Source organism: Methylobacterium terrae (genome assembly GCF_003173755.1).
GTDB classification, from domain to species: Bacteria; Pseudomonadota; Alphaproteobacteria; order Rhizobiales; family Beijerinckiaceae; genus Methylobacterium; species Methylobacterium terrae.
In genome coordinates, this window is the sequence record NZ_CP029553.1 from 3143956 (window position 1) to 3162924 (window position 18969).

An 18969-nucleotide genomic window follows, 5' to 3' on the forward strand; every position below is an offset into this window, starting at 1 on the left:
AGGCGCAAGAACGCACATGAAGCGCCCATAGTGTCGAAAAGGATACCGTCATGGCCCGCACCCGGCACCGTAGCCTGGATTGCAGCCCGGGCTGCGCGGTCGAGGCGACGCTGCAGCTGATCGACGGCAAGTGGAAGGGCGTGATCCTCTACCACCTGCTCGACGAGGTGCCGGAGCCGGGGGGCGCCCTGCGGTTCAACGCCTTCCGCCGCCGGATGCCGAACGTGACGCAGCGGATGCTGACGAACCAGCTGCGCGAGCTGGAGGCGGACGGGCTCGTGCACCGCACGGTCTACGCCGAGGTGCCGCCGCGGGTGGAGTACCGCCTGACGGCGCGGGGCCGCACCCTCGAGCCGGTGATCCGGGCGCTCAAGGCCTGGGGCGATGCGCACGCCATGCCGGCCTCCGGGGCCGACGCGGCCTGCGGAGCCGACGCGGCCTGACGGGTCAGCGCGACAGGCTGCGGAACGCGCAAGTCCGCCCGCGATCCTCGTAGCCCGCCGGGCACTGGGCGACGCAGGCGCCGGAGGCGAACTTCAGCGGCGGGCGACAGTAGGATTCCTCCTGCTGGGCCCGCAGGGCGGGCGGCCGGAGGAGGGCGACCGCGATCATCACGGCGGCCGTCAGGATGATGCCGAGAGTAATGAGGCGCAGCACGGATCCGCACTCCTTTGTGCACTGCACGCCACCATATGGGGCCCGCGCGGCGCGCCGACAGGGAGGCCTCCGGCGATGCCGCGGAGGGAACCGCGTGGACGGCGCGGTGCGGCATCCTGGCCCCACCACCTTGTGCGCTTGACCCGTTGCGGCGGACGTGGCCCCACTCGCCGCGATACTCCGGCCACGCTGCCGGTTTCCATGCAGCGACAGCCCCCGCACCTAGCGCAGGGAAAGGACAGGATCTCGCACGATGGCGGAGCTCAGCCGTCCGGACCTCGATTACCGCCTGAAGCAGCAGAGGATCCTGTCGGAATTCGGCGTCGAGGCCCTGCGCGCCGACGATCTCGGCCGGCTCCTGCAGCGGGCGACCGAGCTGTGCGCGGAGGGGATGTCGGCCCAGTTCTGCAAGGCCCTCGAGTACAAGCCGGGACACGACACGCTGCTCGTCATCGCGGGCGTCGGGTGGGGGCCGAACGTCGTCGGCCACGCCCTCGTCGGTGCCGACCTCGCCTCGCCGGCGGGCTACGCCCTGAAGACCGGGCAGCCGGTGATCTCCAACCACCTCGAGAACGAGCGCCGCTTCCGCACCCCGCAGCTGATGGCCGAGCACGGCGTGCGCCGGGCGCTGAACGTGCTGATCCGCAACCGCGAGGGCGATTTCGGCGTGCTGGAGGTCGACGACAGTCGCGAGGGCCAGTTCGACGAGGCCGACATCGCCTTCATGCAGGGCTTCGCCAACCTGCTCGGCGGCGCCATCGAGCGCCAGCGGGCGGAGGCCCGGCTCCAGGCCGCCCTCGACCGCCAGGAGCTGCTCACCCGCGAGATGAGCCACCGGGTCAAGAACAGCCTCGCGACGGTGGCGGGCCTGCTCTCGCTCCAGGCCCGCACCACCGAGGGCCAGCAGGCGCGCGAGGCGCTGGACGATGCCCGCTCGCGGGTCGAAGCGGTGGCGCAGGTGCACGACCAGCTCTGGCGCCAGCCCGACCTCGCGGCGGTGGAGCTCAAGGGCTTCCTCGAGAGCCTGTGCGAGAAGCTGCGCGAGAGCGCGCCGGGCCACGCCATCACCTGCGAGGCGCCCGCGATGACGATCCCGGCCGACCTCGCGATCCCGCTCGGGCTGTTCGTCAACGAGCTCGTCACCAACGCGGTCAAGTACGCCTATCCGGGCGGCCACGGCCCGGTGCGGGTCGAGGCGGTGCCGTCGAGCGACGACACGGTGCGCCTGAGCGTCTCCGACGACGGCGTCGGCCTGCCCGAGGGGTTCGACGCGGCCGCCGCCCGCCGCAGCCTCGGCATGCGGGTGATCCACGGGCTCGCCCGCCAGCTCGGCGGAGAGTTGGCGGTGTCGGGGACGAAGGGCGCCTGCTTCGCCCTGACGCTGGACCCCAAGGCGGCCTGAGACGCCGAACGCCCCCGGGTGGATGGGGCCAGGCGGGATTTTTCCCGGGCGCGTCGCGGCGAGCCGCTTCCCACGGCCGCGCCTCTTGCACTACGCTCTCCGGCAGCGCTGCCGCTCGAACGCCGAATGACGGGCGGCGCGACGGGGACCGGAAGACCGGCCCCGCCTCGAACGAGCCCGGGCGGCAGATCCGGGCGGAGCAAGGGCAGGAAACGATGGGCGAGTTCTCCCGCGGCGGTCCGAGCCGCCGCAGCATCCTGGCATCCGGCGCCGCGGCGGCCGGCCTCGGGTTGATCGGCTCACGTCCGGCCTTCGCGGCCGTGGACTGGAAGCGCCACGCCGGCACCACCCTCGAGGTCAACCTGATCAAGGGGCCGCGCGGCGACCTGCTCCACCGCAGCGCCGCCGAGTTCACGGCGCTCACCGGGATCAAGGTCTCCTCCGAGGTGATCCCCGAGCAGCAGCAGCGCCAGAAGATCGTCATCGAGCTGACCTCCGGCCGGCCGAGCTTCGACGTGGTGCACCTGAGCTACCACGTGCAGAAGCGCCAGTTCGACAAGGCCGGCTGGCTCGCCGACCTGTCGGGCTTCATGAAGGACCCGAACCTGACCGAGCCCTCTCTCAAGGAGGCCGATTTCAGCAATGCGGGCCTGCAATACGCCAAGACGCCGAACGGCGAGATGCGCTCGCTGCCGCTCTCGGTCGACTACTTCATCCTGTACTGGAACAAGGAGCTGTTCCAGAAGAAGAACGTCGCCTTCCCCGAAACCTACGACGACATGGTGCGGGCGGCCGAGACCCTGACCGACCCGAAGGCCGGCACCTACGGCTTCGTCGGCCGGGGCTTGCGCAACGCCAACATGGCGCTCTGGGGCGCGTTCTTCCTCGCCTATGGCGGCCGTTTCCTCGACGACAAGGGCAACCTCCTGATCGACGGCCCTGAGGCCGTGGAGGCGACCAAGATCTACCAGCGCCTGCTGACCAAGACCGCGCCCCCCGGCGTCGTCGGCTTCAACTGGATGGAGTCGATGGCCGCGTTCACCCAAGGGCGGGCCGCGATGTGGCTCGACGGCGTCGGCTGGGCGCCGCCGCTGGAGGATCCCAACGCCTCCCGTGTCGTCGGCAAGGTCGGCTACGCCGTGGTGCCGAAGGGCCCGAAGGACCATGCGGCAGCAACTTATGGCGACGGGATCGGCGTCGCGGCGGCGAGCACCAAGAAGGAAGCCGGCTACCTCTACTGCCAGTGGGCGGTCTCGAAGCTCATGGGCGCGCGCCTGCTCCAGGCCGGCGGCGGCGTGCCGTTCCGCGACTCGATCCTCGGCGACGCCGAGGTGCAGCAGGGCGTGAAGATGCCGCGCGAGTGGCTCGATTCGGCGATCGGCTCGGCCAAGATCAGCAAGCTCGGCCTGCCCGTCGTGGTGCCGGTGGCGGAGTTCCGCGACATCGTCGGCTCCGCCGTCACCGCCACCCTGTCGGGGGCCGACCCGGCGGCCGAGCTGAAGAAGGCGGCCGAGCAGTACCGGCCGATCCTCGAGCGCAGCGAGAAGGCGTGATGGCGCGGGCCGGCCTCGCATCGCCAGCGGACGACCTGTCACCGGCCGAGGAGGCCGCGCCCGCCCGCTGGCGCCCGCCGGGCTACTGGCCCTTCGTGGTACCGGCCCTCGTCGTCGTCGTCGGGGTGATCGTCTTCCCCTGGGCCTTCACCCTGTGGATGAGCCTGCACGAGTGGAAGGTCGGCGCGGCGCCGGCCTTCGTCGGCCTGTCGAACTACGCGCGGCTGCCCACCGATCCGCGCTTCCTCGACGCGGTGTGGCAGACGCTGGTCTACACCGCGCTCTCGGTGGTGCTGCCGCTCGTCCTCGGCACGCTGGCGGCCTGCGTGTTCCACGCGAAGTTCCCGTTGCGCGGCTTCCTGCGCGGCGTGTTCATCCTGCCGATGATGGCGACGCCCGTCGCCATCGCGCTCGTCTGGACGATGATGTTCCATCCCCAGCTCGGGGTCTTGAACTACCTGCTCTCGCTGGTCGGCATCCCGCCCCAGCTCTGGGTCTTCCACCCCGCCACGGTGATCCCGTCCCTGGTGCTGGTCGAGACCTGGCAGTGGACGCCGCTCGTGATGCTGATCGTGCTCGGCGGCCTCGCGGCGCTCCCCACCGAGCCCTACGAGAGCGCGCAGATCGACGGCGCCTCGATCTGGCAGATGTTCCGCCACATCACCCTGCCGCTGGTCGCCCCCTTCCTGTTCGTCGCCGCGATGATCCGGATGATCGACGCGGTGAAGAGCTTCGACATCATCTTCGCCATCACTCAAGGGGGACCGGGAACGGCGTCGGAGACAATCAACATCTACCTCTACAGCGTCGCCTTCGCCTATTACGACGTCGGCTACGGCTCGGCGATCGCCGTGGTGTTCTTCCTGCTCATCATCGCCCTCGCCGCCGCCCTGCTGGTGGTCCGCAAGCGCACGCAAGGCGCCGTCGCATGAACTGGCGCTGGCTCGTCAAGCAGGCCGCCCTGCTCTTCGCCGTCCTGGTCATCGTCTCGCCGGTGATCCTGTTCTTCGTCTGGATGCTGTCGCTCTCGGTCAAGTACGAGATCGACAACGCCTCCTACCCGCCGATCCTGATTCCCGAGCGCTTCGCCTGGAAGAACTACCTCGACGTCCTCGAATCGAACCGGTTCTCGACCTACTTCGTCAACAGCCTCCTGGTCACCGGCACGGCGACGCTGCTTGCGCTCCTCGTCGGGGTGCCGGCGGGCTACGGCATCGCCCGGATGAAGGCCGCGAAGGCCGCGGTGGTGATCCTGGTCGCCCGCATCACGCCGGGCCTGTCCTACCTCATCCCACTCTTCCTGCTGTTCCAGTGGCTCGGGCTCCTCGGCACGCTGTGGCCGCAGATCATCATCCACCTCGTCGTTACGGTGCCGATCGTGATCTGGATCATGATCGGCTACTTCGAGACCACGCCGCTCGAACTGGAGGAGGCGGCGGTCATCGACGGCGCCAGCCGCTGGCAGGTCTTCCGCTACGTGGCGCTGCCGATCGCCAAGCCCGGCATCGCGGTCGCGATGATCCTGGCGGTGATCTTCTCCTGGAACAACTTCGTCTTCGGCATCGTGCTCGCCGGGCGCGAGACGCGCACCCTGCCGGTCGCGGTCTACAACATGATCTCGTTCGACCAGCTGAGCTGGGGTCCGCTCGCCGCGGCCGCGCTCATCGTCACCCTGCCGGTGCTGGTGCTGACGGTGTTCGCGCAGCGCCAGATCGTCGCCGGGCTGACGGCCGGGGCGGTGAAGGGGGGGTGAGGGGGCAGCGCACGTCCCGCCCACTCGCGAAGCTCATGCCGAGCACGGCACCTTGAAAGGCACGGCTCTCATAATACCCTCGGGCCTTGGAACGGACCCGTTCCAAGGCGCTGCGGTATGATACCAGCGCGCCTTGCCACCGGCGGGTCGACGGCAGGGCGTCCGGCGCATCGGTGCCGGCGCCCGTTCAAGCGTAGCCAGCGTCTTCGAACGCTTCCGTTCGAAGACGCTGCAGCATGAGACATCCGCCCGATCGCTTCGCTGCGCGGGTTTCGGCGTCGCTCGAGCGTGTGGAGCCGTCGGCTCCCCCGCGCGCGCTCGTGATACCGCTTCCGGAAGTCACCGTCGGGAATCGGCATCAGACCTTCGCCGCTTCGGGTCCTCCCATGTCCTCGCTCAGCATCCGCATCGACCTCGCCCCCGAGATCCGGGTCGGCCCCGGCAAGATCCGTCTCCTCGAAGCCATCGCCGAGCACGGCTCGATCTCGGCCGCCGGCCGGGTGCTCGGGATGTCGTACCGCCGCGCCTGGGTGCTCGTCGACGAGCTCAACCGTTCGTTCTCGCAGCCCGTCGTCGAGGGCCAGGTCGGGGGGCGCAGCGGCGGAGGTGCTCACGTCACGCCGTTCGGCGAGCGCCTGATCGCCTGCTACCGCGCCATCGAGCGCGATGCGACCGCGGTGGCCGCCCAGCACCTGGCCGGCCTTGAGGGCGCCGTCGCCGCACGCTGACCGCCCGGGGAGCGCCCCCGCCGCCGGGGGGCTGGCGTGCGATGGATGCTGACGACCCCGCGCTGCGGTCGTCCGGATATGGTGGCCGCGGCCGATGACACGGCCGCCACGGAGATGGTCATGCCGCTTGCCGCCTTGCCGCGCCGGCTCGCGACCCTGGCGGCTCGCACCGGCCTCGTGCCGACGGACGATTCCGGACGCAATGCGGCCCGCGCGTCGTCCTGTCCGAGGAAGGGCAGGGGATCCCGGCCCGGCACGACCTTGATCCCGATCGCATCGGATCCGTGACGCACCCGCCCCGCTCGATCATAGGCGCCGCTCCGTGTCGATCGCCGACCGGCGCGCCAAGCGCGCCGGGGCCGGTGTCCTCACCGCCAGCGACTAGGACCTCCACGGCCGGGCGGTCTCGCGCCCGGGACGCCGAGGGCGGGGCGCCCCACCGCCAAGGTCATCGACGCTGTTACGCCCTGAGATCGGCCGGCGCTGCACCGACGACGCGATAATCCGGTCCGGCGGCCGGTTCTTCGGCGTCGAGGGCACCGACACGACCAGCGGGACGGCGGCGGGACGGAACGGTGTATCGGCGGCCGCCCCCATTCCGACCGTTGTGGTCGAGGAAACCGTCGCCGAAGGCACGCGCGGGATCATCGGCGACCTCGTGCCTGCCCCCCGGCGGTCTCGGCGGCATTTCAGCCCCGACCTGCACATCGTTCCGGGCAGCCACCGGGCGACGGAGACGCCGACCCTGCCCGACGGCCTGAACGCCGATCAAGCGCCCTGGTCGGCGACGCCGCCTCGGGCCGACCTCCTACCAACGACCGGCCGCTTGGCGCGTGCGAAGGGACCGTTCGTCCTCGCTCGGCGGCCTGGTGGCGAAGCTGCCGGTCTCGATCGCCCCATCCCGCTCGAGCGCCGCGAAGTGGACGCCCTTGGGCGAGTGGGCCTGCTCGACCAGCCGCCACGCACGGGCCGCCGACGGATCGTCCGCGTGCCAGCGCTTGCCGCGACCGAGCATGACCGGAAAGGTGATCAGCACGATCCGGTCGATGAGGCCCGCCGCGAGCAGCGCCGGGTAGAGCATGCTGCTTCCCTGGATGAGGAGATCGGGACCGTCGCTCTCCTTCAGGCCGGTGACCGCCGCGACGGGGTCGCCGACGAGACGCTGGCTGTTGGTCCAGCCGAGCGCCCGGTCGGACGAGGTCACGACGTGCTTGCGCACGGCATTGAAGGCCGCTCCGATCGGCTGATCCCCGTTATGCGGCCAGTAGGCGGCGAAGATCTCGTAGGTCCGGCGCCCGAGCAGCAGCTCGTACTCCGCCTCGAACAGCCTCCCCATCGCCCCGCCCAGCGCGGTGTCGAAGTACGGGAAGGTCCACCCACCATGAGTGAACCCGGTCTGATCCTCCTCCGGGCCACCCGGGGCCTGGATCACGCCGTCGAGCGACTGGAACAGGGATCCGGTGATCCTACGCATGGACGGAATCCCCCCTGACGGCGGCCTCGATCCGGGCGATGTCGATCTTGCGCATGGTCATCATCGCCTCGAACGCGCGCCGGGCGGCGGCCTTGTCGGGATGGCCGTTGGCGCGCAGCAGCGCCCGGGGCGTGATCTGCCAGGAGAAACCCCACCGGTCGGTGCACCAGCCGCACTGGCTCTCGGCGCCGCCGCCGTCCACGATGGCGTTCCAGTAGCGGTCGGTCTCCGCCTGATCCTCGGTCAGCACCATGAAGCTGACCGCCTGGTTCGCCCTGAAGGCGGGGCCGCCGTTCAGGCCGACGAACGGGCGGCCGAGGACGGTGAACTTCACCGTCAGCTCGGCGCCCGCGGATCCGCCGGGGAAATCCGACGGCGCCTCCATGGGGGCGCCGACATGGCTGTCCGGAAAGGTCCCGGCATAGAACTCCGCGGCCCTGCGGGCCTCGCCGTGGTCGAACCACAGGCAGGTCGTCAGCTTCTCGCTCGTCATCGTCCGTCTCCCGTCACGCCGCCCGACGCGGACCGGCGAGGCCGAGCCGGTTGCCCGCCGGATCGGCGACGGTGGCCGAGTGGCTGCCGCCGGGGATCGGGTCGGGTCCCTGGAGCACCGTGCCGCCCCTCTCCCGGACCGTCGCGACCGCGACGTCGATGTCGGCCACGTGGACGTACCAGTTCCACCGCGCCGGCGCGCCGGTGGCGGCGCTCGGCATCACCGCGCCCGGGCGCAGGTCTCCCCGGCCGATGAAGGCGTACTCGCCCATACCCCCCATCGGCATCGCCCCGAGCTTCTCCCAGCCGAACAGCGCGCCGTAGAACGCGATCGCCGCCTCGGGATCGGGGGTGGCGAGCTCGATCCAGACGCCGTGGCCGAGGGTCCGCTCCGTCCCCAGGGGAACGGGGCCGAAGGCACGGCTCTCGCCGGGCCTGGCGGGCGTCATCATGGCGAACATCACGCCCTGCGGATCGCGCGCCATCGCGAAGCGGCCGACATGGGGGATGTCGACGGGCCCGAACGGGACCTGCCCGCCGAGTTCGACGACCCGGGAGGCCAAGGCATCGACGTCCCCGGTCGCGAGGTAGATGGCCCAGCCGGGGAGGCCGGGTGCCCCGGGGATCGACCCGCGGATGCCGGCGACGGGCGTCCCGTCCGCCTCGGCGATCCGGTAGCCGCCGTGCTCGGGCATGGGGGACGGCGCGACATGCCAGCCGGCGACGGCCTCGTAGAAGGCTTGCGCGGCGTCCTGGTCGGTCGCGTTCAGCTCGAACCAGATGGGCGTTCCCTCGACGGTCGGCATCGGACCTCCTCCGTGACACCATGCGCGTCCGCCGCGTCGCGGCACCGCTTGTCCCAGGCTGGCATCGTCGGTTATAGAAAGCAACTATGGAGTCAGAAAAAATAACTGAAGCGGGATCGCGGGCACGAGAGCGCCGTTACGACGATGCCTGCGGCACCGCCCTCGCGCTGGAATTCATCGGGGAGCGCTGGTCGCTCCTGATCATGCGCGAGCTGGTCTTCGGTCCCCGGCGCTTCGGCGAGATCAAGGCGAACCTTCCGGGCATCAGCGCCAACGTCCTGACGCAGCGCCTGGAGAGCCTGGAGGAGGTGGGCATCGCCCGGCGCTACCACCTGCCCTCTCCGGCGAACGTCCAGGTCTACGACCTGACGGAGTGGGGCCGCGAGGCCGCGCCGCTGATGCGCGGCCTGGGCCGCTGGGCCGCCCGCTCGCCACGGCACGACGTGAGCCTCTTCATGTCGGGTGCCTCCGCGATGATGTCGCTCCAGGCCCTGGTCGACCCCGCGCGGGCGATGGCGTTGCCGGTGTCGGTCGCCTTCCACTTCCCCGGCGAGGACTTCGTCGCGCGGGTGGCCGGCGGTGAGATCCTCGTGAGCCGGGGCGCCGTGGAGGGACCCGACCTCGCCTTCACCGGCGACACGATGGCGATGCGCCGGACGATCTACGGCAAGGCGCCCCTCGCCAGGGACGGCGCGGGCGGCACCCTCGCCGTCGCGGGCGATGTCGATCTGGCGCGGTCCTTCATCGACCTCTTCCGCCTGCCTGCCAAAGCCGCCTGATCCCGGCTCCGCTGGCTGGTCGGCGAACAGGCCAGCCACGTCCAGAAGTCCCTCGAGGCCGCCAACCTCAAGCTCGCCTCGGTGCTCACCGACATCATGGGCCAGTCCGGCCGCGCCGTCCTCGACGCGCTGGTCGAGGGGGAGCGCGATCCGGCCGGGCTGCAGGGCGCCGGTCAGTCCGCGGGTGAGGGCGCCGCCCGAGGCGATCCGTGCCGCGCTGACGGGCCGGATCGGCGATCACCACCGCTCCCTGCTCGGTGTCCATCCGCGCCAGTACGACGGATCAGGACGGGCGATCGGGGAGATCGACGCGCAACGTGGAGAGCGACCTCGGCCCTTTCGGGGAAGCGGTGAAGGTGCAGGTGACGATCCCGGGCATCGGTGACCTCACCGCGCAGGTGATCCTCTCCGAGATCGGCCCCGACATGAGCCGCTTCCCGACCGCCGGCCACCTGATCTCCTGGGCAGGCCTATGCCCGGGGAGCGACGAGAGCGCGGGCAAGCGCCGCTCGACACGGCTGCGCAAGGGCACGCCCTGGCTCAAGACGGCCCTGGTGCAGGCGGCCTGGGCCGGAACGCGCAGGAAGACGAGCGACATCAGGGCGCAGTTCCGGCGCCTGGGCGGCCGGCGACCTCGACGCCGCCGCACGGCGCGCGCCCTCGACCTCCGCTTCCTTCGCTCGAGCAGGGATCACTTGGCTCGAGCAGGGATCGTTTGGCCACGGTCGCGACGCGAAGCGCATCCATGACCGGAGCGAGAGGCGGCAGCCCTGGCCTTGGGGTTTCGCGATCAGAAGACGGCGTGGTCGCCGCGCTCGGCCTCGGCCTCGCCCCGGAGCAGGCGCGCGTAGTAGTCGAACAGCGTCTCGGACCCGGTGCCGGGCGTCGCCGCCGCGTCGTACCGGCCCGAGGCGGGGTCCAGAACGAGCATCGATTCCGTGGCGTAGTAGCGCCCGATCCGCGCGAGCTCGGCCTTGTCGGCCAGCGAGGGAACCACGCGGCCGGACGTGGACAGCCCCCAGACCACGGCATCCAGAAGACCCACCGGCACATGCCGAAAGCGCGGGGGGCGGCCGAGCAGGGCGAACAATGCCTCGCCCTGCTGCCGGGGCGTGATCGCCTCGCCCGGTCCGCCGATCGGGAGAACGCGGTTGCGCCGCTCGCGCTCCTCGGTGCACGCGGCGAGGTAGCGGGCCAGATCGTCGTCGCTGATCGGCTTGCAGGCCGTGAGCGCGCCGTCGCCGAACAGCAGCCAGGGCCTGCCCCGCCGGACGCCCTCGACCTGCCCGGAGAGCGACTTGAAGAACGCCGTGGGCCTGACGATCGTGTAGTCGATCCCCGAGGCGATCAGCGCACGCTCGAAGGCCAGCTTGGCCCGCTGGAACGCGAGCAGCGGCTTCTGGACGCAGATCGCCGAGAGCAGGACCATGTGCCCGATGCCGGACGCCCTGGCCGCGGCCAGCACCACCAGATGCGCGTCGTGGTCGATCGCCCAGGCGTCGCGGGGACGCCCGGTGCGCGAGGCGAGGCACGTGACCAGGGTGTCGAAGCGCTCGCCGCGCAGGCCGTCGCGCGCCAGCGAGGTCGGATCGGTCACGTCGCCGAACCGGACGGCGGCGCCCGCGGGAAGCCCGAGGGGTGCGGCGGCATCCGACCCGGTCGGCAGGCCGGGCCGGGACCTGACGAAGCAGACCACGTCGTGACCGCGCGCCACGAGGGCCCGCGCGGTTGCGCGGCCGATGGTGCCCGTGGCGCCGACGAGGAAGACCCGCCGCCCGCGACGGCCGGAGGATGCGTGCGCCATGGTTCTCCCCGACAGGCCCTCTCCAAGATCGCCGGCGCGACCATAGCGCGGTCCCGCACCGCCGTGGGGCGCCACGTCCCGGGCGTCGGGCGGCGAACGGCGGGGAGGTGACCCAGAGGTCCAGGCGCAGGTCAGGGCCCGACCCGGATCAGCCGCCGGCGGTCACCGCCACGGAGTCCTGGCCGCGCTCGGGTCACCCGCCGGACCCGCTCATACCCTCGCGCCTCGGCATCGACCCGTCGATGCCGAGGGGTCCGGCGCACCAGCGCCGACGCCCGTTCGGGCTCAGCCGGCGCCTTCGAACGGATCCGTTCGAAGGCGCTGGGGCATCAATCGACGCAGCGATACACCGTGCCGATCGCCTCGGCCGCGCCCCAGCCGGCCGCGTCGTTGAGGAGGTAGAGGTGGGTACCGCCGGTCGCGGCGGTCCGGCGGCGGAGGTCGACGAGAAGCGCCTCGTAGGCCTCGACCCTCGCGGCGGCGACGAGGCGGGCGGGGCGCCCGAGGGTCGCCACGAAGCGGCAGCCTCTGACGGCCGCGAGGTCCCGCACGAGGGTCACGCCGTCCCCGGGCTCGCGGACCGACAGGCATCCGGCGAGCAGTGCGGAGAGGGCAAGCAGCGCCAGCGGAGCGCAGGAGCGCCGCATCCCGGCCGGGCGGCGAGCGATCGCGCGCGTCATGGCGACACCGGCTGCGGCTTGGCGTCGGCGCGGGGCGGGGCCGGCGGGGGCAGCGCGGCGAGCATCATGCTCGCCGCCTCCGGGCTCGGCGCCGCGGCCTCGGCCTCCGCGAGGGCCTGCCGCCGGTCGGAATCGGACGGGATCTCCGCCTTCACCTTCAGGGGCTTCGACGATTTGTACCGCTTCACGTGCTCCGCGGCGGCGAGACCGGTCCTGAACTTCCACAATCCCTTCTCGGCCCCCTCCATGATCAGGGCGTAGACGCCGAGCTCGATCGCCTCGCGGACCGCGAGCTGGGTCGGCTCGTTGCGCGAGAAGCCGGCCTCCGCCTCCAGGATCTTGTCGATCGCGATGAACTTGTAGGTGCTGCCGTCGACCAGGACGGAGTAGATCGTCTTGGTGGTGGTGACGCTGAGCAGGACCTGGCCGCTCTGCACCGAGACGAGGCGCAGCGCGACGGTCACGGCGTCGCGCCGGTACTTCGTGTCCGCGCCGATCCCGAGGTAGCGCGCGCCGAACCCGCCCGTCACCGTGTTCGCGTCGTAGGCCAGGATCCCGCCCTCGAGGATCAGCCCGGCGAAGCGCAGCGGCGGGAGCGGGGCCGCGCTCGCCCCCTGGTACTCGACCCGGGTCGCGCGGATGAGCTGCCGCTCCTGGAGCAGCGCCTGGAGGCCGCCGCGCTCGACGACGTTGAACCACCTGCCCCCGCCGGCGCGGCGCAGGGCGTCGACCACGAAGGCCGAGCCGCCCTGCGTCACCGCGCGCGAGTACTCGGCGAAGTTGTCGCTCGGCTTGTTCTGGCCGGTCAGGTCGGGAAACGCGTAGAGCGCGACGTCGATCGGCCGCTGGGGCGGCGGGAGGGATTCGAGCCCGATTCCCGTCGGGGAGGAGGGTGTCACCTGGGGCGCCTCGGCCAGGATTTCCCGTTCTCCGGCGACCGTCTGGCACCCTGCCAGGGCGAGGGGCGAGCAGAGGAGGGCGAGGATGCGTGCGATCTGGGATGTCATGTCTCAGCCGTTCGCCGGCGGCCGTTCGGCCGATGCCGGCCCGGTCACCGGAGAGTTGCTGCGCGGGGAAGGGCGAAAAAGGCTCTAGAAGCCGAGGGGCACCGTTACGGTCGACGTGCTGGTCCCGTCGTTGACGGTGATCTGCACGTTGGCGCCGACCTGCTGGAACGTGATCGTCGTTCCCTGGACCACGAAGGTCCCGCTCTGCTGCGCGTTCTGCCCGAAGATCGCGGTCGTGATGCGATCGGCGACCGCCGCCAGGAGCCGGGCGTTGATGATCGCCGCGAAGTTGTTGGCCTGCGACGTCGAGGTCTGGGATTGCTGCGCCTGCTGGATCGCCTGCGCCATCGCGGCGCGCTGCTGCTCCTGCCGCACGAACACGTTCTGCGACGTCCCCTGCTGTAGAAGCCAAGTCCCGTTCAGTGGAGATCCGCCGAAAGACGGATTATTGGGCTGGTACGTCAACGGCGAGCCCGCGGCCGCGACGACACTCAACACGAGACCGGATGCGGCGGCGACGCTTGAGAAACAGTTCACGAGGCCTCCAACACGCTCGCTGCCCCGACGGCCCGGCACTAACAAATATTGTCAGGGGACAAGCCCTTTGCCAACTGTTCCGCTCGCCCCCTGTATTGTCATCGCGCGGAACGCGACCGGCTGTGGCTTCGTTGTCACATCGCGTCCGGCGGACCCATACCTGTCAGCGCTTCTCCATCGACCCAGGCGGATTCGCGCATGCGCGCGGGGCATCGCTCCGTGGGGACGGAGCCGTCACTCCCGCGGCGCGCCCTCGCGGTCAGCGCCGCGGGGCGACCGGCAGCGGCGTCGCGCCCGGCGGGACGATGACGGGCGCGGCCGCCGCGCCGGAATTCGTCTGGACGACCGAGATGTTCGCGTCGCGCCCCACCACCGTCAGCCCGTAGTTCAGGTTGTTGCCGGTCTGGGTGTTCGTGACGACGTTGCGCTGCCCGCTGACGTTCAGCGTGGAGCTGTTGTTGTCGCCGGTCTGGGTGGTGCCGACCGTGTTGCCGGTTCCGTACAGCGTCAGGTTCGACGCGCTGCCGTTACCCGTCTGGACCTGCGAGGTGGCGTTCGATCCGCCGTAGATCGTCGCGACCGCGGCGTTTCCCTGCCCCGTCTGGCTGATGGTGCCCGTGTTGCCCGCGCCGAACTGATTCAGGACGGCCGTGTTGCCGCTCGACCCGGCCGGGGCCGCACCCGGGGCGGGCGCGCCGCCGAACAGGCCTGCGCTCGACGCGCCCGCGGAGCCCGCCGTCCCGGCACCCCGGCCCGCGGCATTGCCGGCGGCCGCGTCGAGGAGGCTCTGCTCGACGGTCTGCGCCGTGACCGACCGCCGGTCGGGCGAGGCGACCGCGCGGTCGACCTGGTTGATGTAGACGCCGCCCTGCTGGGCCGCGGCGGGCCGGGCGAGGGCGGCCGCCACGAGGCCGAGCGCCGGGAGGCCGAGCGCCGGGAGGCCGAGCGCCGGGAGGCCGAGCGCCAAGAGAAGCCGGTACGCGCGCATGGTCGTGATCCTCACAGCGGGGTCGCCGCCGGTCCCGAGGACCGGCATTCGATGGTGCGGCCGAGTACGTCGAGGGTGAGGACGGCGTCGTAGCGCGCGCCCTGCTCCAGGCCGAGGCCGGCCTGCCCGACGCTCACGGGACGACGCGGCTCGGCGCGGAACTCGCCCGCCTGCGCGATGTCCGAGGATCCGGCGGCTCCGGTCTTGCGCACCCGCAGCCGGTAGCGTCCGGCGAGGGCGGCACTCGCCTCGGCCCAGCCCCGGATCGTCACGACGGGTCCGTCGCGCTCCTCGGTGATCGCGCACGTTACCGCGCTGCGATCGCCCTCGTCGGCCTTCGTCATTGCTGCTCCCCCGGACATCCAGATGGCTCCCGCGGCGATCAGGCCGGCGAGGGGGCGCGGCCATGCCGCTCCCCCGCGGGATCGCGCCGCCCCCGTCATGACAGGATCGCCGCCTTCGCGAGGAGCGCGACGAGCTCGGCCTGGCGCCTGGTCTGGGTCTTCACGAAGATCGACGCGAGCTGGGTGCGCAGCGTCGCGTGGCTCAGGCCCGTCGCGCGCGAGACCTCCGCCAGGGTCTGCCCGCAGCCGATCGCCTGGGCGAGCCGCGTCTCCGCGGGCGTCAGGTCGAACAGGCGGCGAAGGACCTTGGCGTCGGGTTGCGGCGGGTGGGCCAGCTCGACGAGGACGAGCACCGTGTGGGGTGACCCACCGGCCTCGACCGGGGTCGCGTGCAGGACCAGGGGCGGGCGCGGCTCGCGCCGGATCGTCACGAACAGCGCGTCGTTCGGATCCAGCTTCGCCCTCGCCGCCGCGAGGAGCGCCCGGAGGGCGTCCCGGCGCGCCCGGTGGTCGGCCCCGGCCGCGAGGTCCAGCATGCGGTCGGCGTTCCGGTTGGCGCCCAGGACGTCGCCGGAGGAACCGAGGACGAGGACGCCGCACGGCGTGCGGTCGAGGACGTCGAGGAGCGAGGCGGCGAGCCCGTCCGGGAACGATGCCGCTTCGGAGAAACCGGTCTTCATCTTGCCCCAGGCGAGCGGATGGTCGTCGAGGGAGCTGCGCCAGGCCGCACCGTCCGGGAGCGGGCCGGGACCATCCGGACGGCGTGCCGGCGCCGGCACGCAGGAGTGCGGAGGAACGGGGCTCGCCGACCCGGCATCCACGTCAGCAAAGCTGTGTCGCAAGTTTACTCCCCCCAACCTTGCGCCGTGTGCGGATCGGCAACTTCGGTGTCCGGCGTCGTTTCCGCTCCTCGGGTCGATGGCGTGCCACGCCTGATCAGACCGATGTCCTTGGAGCGATACGCCAAGGCCTAACGACAATTACGCCACCACCCTTCGAGATCAGAAACAGTCCTACAACTGCGTGACGACTCCATTAACCCTTCATCCAAGAAGGCGATGACTCGTTACCCGAATTACCTCGCCAGACCGATTTGTCAAACGGAATCAGCATTGGTGCTTCACCACCCTTCGGCACCGGGATCCTGGCTCAGCACTTTTCCGAACTGTTGATTTATCGGCGCTTCATTCGAACGAATGATGCGAAGCGCGTTCCGGATCGACTAGTAAATAAATCGTTAAGCCAAGCGGCCCGGCGCCAAGACGCCGGCCCTCGCGCTGACAAGGGGAGGCGGCCACGCCGCGTCAGACGTTCGACAAGGCGGACAGCCGAGCGCTTTCTCGCCAGCTTACGGGGATTGAACAATGAAAAAGCATCTTCTCGCGCTTGCCGCGGGCACGGCGACGCTCGTTCTTGCGACTTCAGCTTTCGCTCAGTCGAACACCGCTTTCACCAGCCAGCGGGACAGCAACAACGTGATGGACATCACGCAGTCCGGCTCGGGCGGCTTCGTGGGATTCAGCGATGGCCAGCGGGTCGATCAGAGAGGCGGGAGCGGCAACAGCCTCGTTGTCCGGCAGAGTGGCGCGAACAACGTCGTCGGCGCGACGGATTACAACACGGCGCAACAGGTTCTGGACGGCGCTCAGAACGGATCTGCTAATACCCTTCGCATCGATCAGAGCGGCTCTGGCAACGGCGTTCGTTACAGCCAGTTCGGCAATAACAACGGCAATCTCACGGCCGGCAGCTCCAATGGCGCGAACAATTTAGGTCCGTATGGCGGGACGGGCTTCCAAAGCCCCTTCGGCGGCGGCAACAATCATGGCGGTGCCGCGGGCGACGTCGCACGTTGGGATTACGTCCGTCAGGAAGGCACGGGCGATCAGTTGGCCATCAAACAGGATTCCCGTGACGCTTCAGGCGCAAATGGCGTCATCTCCCGCCAGAACAGCACCGCGTCGCGCATCAGCCTGGAGCAGCTGGCGACTAGTTCCGGCAACAACTACGCGTACTTCATTCAGAATGGCGGATCAGGGAATACGGCCGCCGTCCAGCAGACGAATCTCGGCAACGTGTTCAACTTGGCTGATATCCGTCAGGGCGACGGGTACGTCGGCCGCAGCACGACAGCCTCGACGGTCAACGCGACGCAGTCCGGCTCGGCACTCGATCTGTTCGTGAACCAGAGCGGTCAGTGGAACCAGGCGACAACCTCGCAGGAGGTGGCCAGCAATACCATCTCGATCTTCCAGGCTGGCATCGGCTACGATGATCTCACTGCCAACAAGGTAGATGCCAGCCAGCTCTCCGGCTCAGGCAACTATCTGTACGGCTACCAGGATGGCTATGCAAATTCCATTCTGAGCAGGCAGGATGGCAACAACAATTTTGGGTACATTACGCAGATCGGCAACTCCAACAACGTCACCAACCGGCAGTCCGGCGACAACCATCAGTTAATCGCCTTGCAGGTTGGCACCGGGTTGATCGTGGACTCGACCCAGAATGGCAGCGGCCAGTACGCGTCCATCGACCAGAACGGCTATAACAACTCCTACACTGGATTGCAGTCTGGCACCTCCAACCAGGCGTATGTGAGCCAGGGGCAGAACGGCAACATCGCCAACGTCGTCCAGGCCGGCTCTGGCAACCTCGCCACGATCCGCCAGAACCGCTGATCCAACTCGACCGGAGGACGGCCCGCGCCGCCCTCCGGTCCTCGTCGCCCCGCGGGCGGTGCCCGGGATCGTGCCCCAGGGCGTTCCTCGCGGCGACACCCTTTTCTGCCCTTCGAGACCGAACTCGCTCCCGCCCGCCTCGCAAGCGACGACAGGTGGATCCTCGGCGTCTCGGTGAAGGATTTCGAAGGTCGCGCCCGATCCTGTGCTGATCTCCGCGTCGTCGGAGCGTCCCGAATCTGAACGCGCCGGCGCCCATCTTTCATTAAGGTGCCTTGATCACACAGAGCACAGGTGGATCTCAGGACGCCATGCCTCGCTTGACCTTTCCGATCGCTCGAACGGTGATTGCCGGCGCCGGCCTGTGGCTGGCCGCAGCAGCCGCATCCGGCGCCCTCGCGCAGGCTCCCGCTGCGGGCGCGCCGCCGAGCACGGCGGCACCGTCTCCCGCGGCGGGCCCCGCTCCCGCGACCCCGGCCAATCCGGCCTGCGACGCCGGCTGCGTCCGGGCGAATGCCGACCGCGCCGTGCAGGCCTGCGCGCCGCGGATCGAGGCGGAAGCCCCGGGCGACTACGAGTGGCTGCTGCGGCCCTACGGCAGCATCTTCCAGGAGGCCGACACGCCCGAGCAGGCGAGCTCGACCGTCGTGCGCTACCGCGGCGACTCGATCCGCTTCCTGTCGCCCCAGAAGGAGTGGCTCCGCGCGATCTACGAGTGCGGCTTCGACGCCGGAACCCGTCAGGTCGCCTACGTGCGGGTCCGGATCGGCGTGCTCGGCAAGCGCAGCGCGGTTCCGGTCGCCGCCGCCGCGCCGGCCCCGCGGGCGCCGGCCGCCGCACCGGCCGCCACCCCAGCGGCCACCCCAGCCGCGAAGCCGGCGGCGCCGGGCCCGCAGGCCGCCGCGCCGAACCCGGCGCCGCCCGCCGCGAATTCGAGTGCCCCCCAGCCGGCCTCGATCAACCTGCGGGCGATCGGCGAGCCGAGCCTGGTCGACGTCCGCCAGATTCCCGCCGGAGCGAGGCCGCCGAAACCCTGAGGAGACGAGCCGGCAGGTGCCGCGCGCGGCGGGACCGATGCGGTCCCGCCCGGTCGAATACGCCGCTACACTGGCCTCAGGCAAGTCACAGCCTTGTATCGGCCCTCCCTGCGGCCGCGACGTGGTCCCGATGCGTTGAAGACAGAAAGCCTTGCGGCGTGTTCGCCAGGCTACAGACAGGCGGCCGCCAGACGCTAGAGTGGCATGAATTGCGCGAAAAGCGCGGTGATGGGGGCGGATTGTCGGT

Annotated in this window: 22 protein-coding genes; 11 read left to right on the plus strand and 11 right to left on the minus strand. The window is 70.5% G+C overall.

Translation table 11 applies throughout. The features are described 5' to 3' along the window. Positions 1-50: 50 nt before the first annotated feature. A complete protein-coding gene (locus DK419_RS14505) occupies positions 51-443 on the plus strand; it encodes a winged helix-turn-helix transcriptional regulator (RefSeq protein WP_109959703.1) in 393 nt (130 codons plus the stop codon). A 4-nt stretch (positions 444-447) separates the two neighbouring features. Here the strand turns inward: DK419_RS14505 and DK419_RS14510 are convergent, their stop codons facing one another. After that, positions 448-657, minus strand: a complete 210-nt coding sequence (locus DK419_RS14510; protein ID WP_245442442.1) for a hypothetical protein — start codon at positions 655-657, stop codon at positions 448-450. 253 nt (positions 658-910) lie between these two features. Between DK419_RS14510 and DK419_RS14515 the strand changes: the two genes are divergently transcribed. The 6 genes from DK419_RS14515 to DK419_RS14540 all read left to right on the plus strand — a co-directional run bounded on the left by DK419_RS14515 (position 911) and on the right by DK419_RS14540 (position 6381). After that, entirely contained in the window at positions 911-2059 is a 1149-nt protein-coding gene (locus tag DK419_RS14515; RefSeq protein ID WP_109959704.1) for a sensor histidine kinase, read from the plus strand. 215 nt (positions 2060-2274) lie between these two features. Then, positions 2275-3612, plus strand: a complete 1338-nt coding sequence (locus tag DK419_RS14520) for an ABC transporter substrate-binding protein (protein ID WP_109959705.1) — start codon at positions 2275-2277, stop codon at positions 3610-3612. After that, entirely contained in the window at positions 3612-4544 is a 933-nt protein-coding gene (locus tag DK419_RS14525; protein ID WP_109959706.1) for a carbohydrate ABC transporter permease, read from the plus strand. Before DK419_RS14520 ends, DK419_RS14525 begins: the two co-directional genes overlap by 1 nt. Then, positions 4541-5365 carry a carbohydrate ABC transporter permease gene (locus DK419_RS14530; protein WP_109959707.1) on the plus strand — a complete coding sequence of 275 codons (825 nt, stop codon included), beginning with the start codon at positions 4541-4543 and terminating at the stop codon, positions 5363-5365. The genes DK419_RS14525 and DK419_RS14530 overlap by 4 nt, the downstream gene beginning before the upstream one ends. A gap of 386 nt (positions 5366-5751) precedes the next feature. Then, complete coding sequence (locus DK419_RS14535) at positions 5752-6093, plus strand: winged helix-turn-helix domain-containing protein (protein ID WP_109959708.1); 342 nt, start codon at positions 5752-5754, stop codon at positions 6091-6093. A gap of 45 nt (positions 6094-6138) precedes the next feature. Further along, positions 6139-6381 (plus strand): hypothetical protein, encoded by a 243-nt coding sequence (locus tag DK419_RS14540; RefSeq protein ID WP_162561231.1) that lies wholly within the window; start codon positions 6139-6141, stop codon positions 6379-6381. A 520-nt stretch (positions 6382-6901) separates the two neighbouring features. Here the strand turns inward: DK419_RS14540 and DK419_RS14545 are convergent. From DK419_RS14545 to DK419_RS14555, 3 genes are read right to left on the minus strand one after another with little or no spacing between them, the layout of a single operon-like run. After that, on the minus strand, positions 6902-7567 hold the full coding sequence (locus DK419_RS14545; protein WP_109959710.1) for a dihydrofolate reductase family protein: 666 nt from the start codon (positions 7565-7567) through the stop codon (positions 6902-6904). Next, positions 7560-8060, minus strand: coding sequence for a VOC family protein (locus DK419_RS14550; protein ID WP_109959711.1), 501 nt, complete (start codon positions 8058-8060; stop codon positions 7560-7562). Before DK419_RS14550 ends, DK419_RS14545 begins: the two co-directional genes overlap by 8 nt. A gap of 13 nt (positions 8061-8073) precedes the next feature. Further along, positions 8074-8865: a VOC family protein gene (locus DK419_RS14555; RefSeq protein WP_109959712.1), complete on the minus strand. Its 792-nt coding sequence runs from the start codon at positions 8863-8865 to the stop codon at positions 8074-8076. A gap of 86 nt (positions 8866-8951) precedes the next feature. Here DK419_RS14555 and DK419_RS14560 point away from each other — a divergent pair, with 86 nt between their 5' ends. Together DK419_RS14560 and DK419_RS14565 are read left to right on the plus strand one after the other, a co-directional pair. Then, a complete protein-coding gene (locus DK419_RS14560) occupies positions 8952-9644 on the plus strand; it encodes a winged helix-turn-helix transcriptional regulator (protein ID WP_109959713.1) in 693 nt (230 codons plus the stop codon). Positions 9645-9961: 317 nt separating this feature from the next. Beyond that, positions 9962-10393, plus strand: coding sequence for a transposase (locus DK419_RS14565; RefSeq protein ID WP_162561232.1), 432 nt, complete (start codon positions 9962-9964; stop codon positions 10391-10393). Between the two features lie 41 nt (positions 10394-10434). On the opposite strand, the gene DK419_RS14570 is transcribed toward DK419_RS14565, so the two are convergent. The 7 genes from DK419_RS14570 to DK419_RS14600 all read right to left on the minus strand — a co-directional run bounded on the left by DK419_RS14570 (position 10435) and on the right by DK419_RS14600 (position 15783). After that, positions 10435-11448 (minus strand): NAD(P)H-binding protein, encoded by a 1014-nt coding sequence (locus tag DK419_RS14570; protein ID WP_109959715.1) that lies wholly within the window; start codon positions 11446-11448, stop codon positions 10435-10437. 329 nt (positions 11449-11777) lie between these two features. Beyond that, on the minus strand, positions 11778-12128 hold the full coding sequence (locus DK419_RS14575) for a hypothetical protein (RefSeq protein WP_109959716.1): 351 nt from the start codon (positions 12126-12128) through the stop codon (positions 11778-11780). Beyond that, on the minus strand, positions 12125-13135 hold the full coding sequence (locus DK419_RS14580; RefSeq protein WP_109959717.1) for a CsgG/HfaB family protein: 1011 nt from the start codon (positions 13133-13135) through the stop codon (positions 12125-12127). Before DK419_RS14580 ends, DK419_RS14575 begins: the two co-directional genes overlap by 4 nt. A gap of 84 nt (positions 13136-13219) precedes the next feature. Further along, positions 13220-13711, minus strand: a complete 492-nt coding sequence (locus tag DK419_RS14585; RefSeq protein WP_342587192.1) for a curli assembly protein CsgF — start codon at positions 13709-13711, stop codon at positions 13220-13222. Between the two features lie 220 nt (positions 13712-13931). After that, positions 13932-14660, minus strand: coding sequence for a hypothetical protein (locus DK419_RS14590; RefSeq protein WP_162561234.1), 729 nt, complete (start codon positions 14658-14660; stop codon positions 13932-13934). Between the two features lie 11 nt (positions 14661-14671). After that, positions 14672-15004: a curli-like amyloid fiber formation chaperone CsgH gene (csgH, locus tag DK419_RS14595; protein ID WP_109959720.1), complete on the minus strand. Its 333-nt coding sequence runs from the start codon at positions 15002-15004 to the stop codon at positions 14672-14674. Between the two features lie 95 nt (positions 15005-15099). Then, the gene (locus tag DK419_RS14600) at positions 15100-15783 is read right to left on the minus strand and encodes a helix-turn-helix transcriptional regulator (protein ID WP_109959721.1); all 684 of its coding nucleotides are present in this window, start codon (positions 15781-15783) and stop codon (positions 15100-15102) included. 585 nt (positions 15784-16368) lie between these two features. Between DK419_RS14600 and DK419_RS14605 the strand changes: the two genes are divergently transcribed. Both DK419_RS14605 and DK419_RS28620 read left to right on the plus strand, forming a co-directional pair. Further along, entirely contained in the window at positions 16369-17685 is a 1317-nt protein-coding gene (locus tag DK419_RS14605; RefSeq protein ID WP_109959722.1) for a hypothetical protein, read from the plus strand. Between the two features lie 320 nt (positions 17686-18005). Further along, the gene (locus DK419_RS28620) at positions 18006-18722 is read left to right on the plus strand and encodes a hypothetical protein (protein ID WP_162561235.1); all 717 of its coding nucleotides are present in this window, start codon (positions 18006-18008) and stop codon (positions 18720-18722) included. Positions 18723-18969: the final 247 nt, after the last annotated feature.